Raw genomic sequence first — 1,316 nt, forward strand, 5'->3', positions numbered from 1 at the left:
GCCCGCCCATGTAGGTCGGCGCGCCGAAGACGATCGCGTCCGCCGCATCGAGTGCGGCCCAGCTTGCGTCGTCGAGCTCGCCGACGGCGATCAGGCGTGCGGTCGCGCCGGCGTCCTGCGCGCCTGCGTGAACGGCGTCGGCCAGTTTCTGCGTGTGACCGTAGCCGCTGTGATAAACGATGACGATGTTCGACATGAGGCGTTCTCCGGAAAGGGGCGAAACGGCGGGCACTGCGGCCTGCCGCGTGATACGCCGCGGACGGGCGGCGCGGCGGATCCGCGGCGGGATGCCGCGACCGGTGCAGGCGAGTCTAGCAAGCCGAAATGACGGGAAAAAAGCGCGTGTGCGGCGCACGGAAATTCGCCGGCGCGGGCAATCCGACACGCAACCTGCGCCGGCGCGCCGCCGGTTATTGTCCGTAATTGACGATGAGTTGCGCGGTGCCGATCGTGAGCGTGCCGATCTCGTGCTCGAACATCGGCGCGGGGCGCCCCTGAGCGATGCGCAGGTCTATCCCCTTCAGCGCGTAGACGGTGATCACGTAGCGGTGCGGCTTGCCTGGCGGCGGGCACGGGCCGCCGTAGCCGTCGATTCCGAAGTCGTTGCGCGCCTCGCTCGCGCCGATGCGCCGCAGGAAGCCGGACGCGCTCGCATCCGCGGGCAGGCTCGTGACAGTCGCCGGGATACCGGCGACGGCCCAGTGCCACCAGCCGTGCCCGGGTGCATCGGGATCGAAGATCGTGATCGCATAACCACGCGTGCCGGGCGGCGGATTGTGCCAGCTGAGCTGCGGCGAGCGGTTTTCGCCCTTGCAGTCGCCGCGATCGAACACGTTCGCGGCACCGACGCGCCCGCCGGGTGTCAGTTGGTCGCTCGACACGGTGAACGGGCCTTCCGCCCGCGCCGGCAGGGCGGCGCACGCGAGCCAGGCGGCAACGCAGAGGACGGTGGCGATGAACGGGGACGAAGGACCCGGCGGCGCAGGCAGAGTGATCCGGCGATCCACACGCATAAGGCGCTTCTCCCGTCACGTGAGCCGGGCCGATGCGCCCGGCATGGTTGGCGTTGCAGGTTGCCCGCGCAGCGGATGGCGGCGGCAGATCAAGTCTAGCATTAGGGTTCGATGCGCGATGCGCGATGCGCGCCGCGACCCTCGATTCGGGCCGATCCGGATACGGATCGACGGACGAAAAAAAACCGCTCGCGATGAAGCGAGCGGTTTTCTGCGCCAGGATGCCGGCCAGCGAGCCGGCGCGGCCTTATTCCTTGGGGGCCGTCGCGCCGCCGTGCGCGGCCGACCATTCGGCCGGCGCGT

The 1,316-nt window shown here is 69.8% G+C and carries 2 protein-coding genes; both read right to left on the bottom strand.

What is annotated here, in order from left to right:
* Positions 1-196 (bottom strand): flavodoxin family protein (locus PI86_RS16720; RefSeq protein ID WP_161792373.1); only part of this gene is annotated, 196 nt, incomplete at its 3' end.
* 214 nt (positions 197-410) lie between these two features.
* The gene (locus PI86_RS15390; RefSeq protein WP_039324267.1) at positions 411-1,013 is read right to left on the bottom strand and encodes a YbhB/YbcL family Raf kinase inhibitor-like protein; all 603 of its coding nucleotides are present in this window, start codon (positions 1,011-1,013) and stop codon (positions 411-413) included.
* Positions 1,014-1,316: the final 303 nt, after the last annotated feature.

Source organism: Burkholderia sp. A9 (assembly GCF_000801975.1).

Coding starts and splice junctions, on each gene's coding strand:
- PI86_RS15390 (WP_039324267.1), bottom strand. CDS start 1,013: ATGCGTGTGGATCGCCGGATCACTCTGCCTGCGCCGCCGGGTCCTTCG.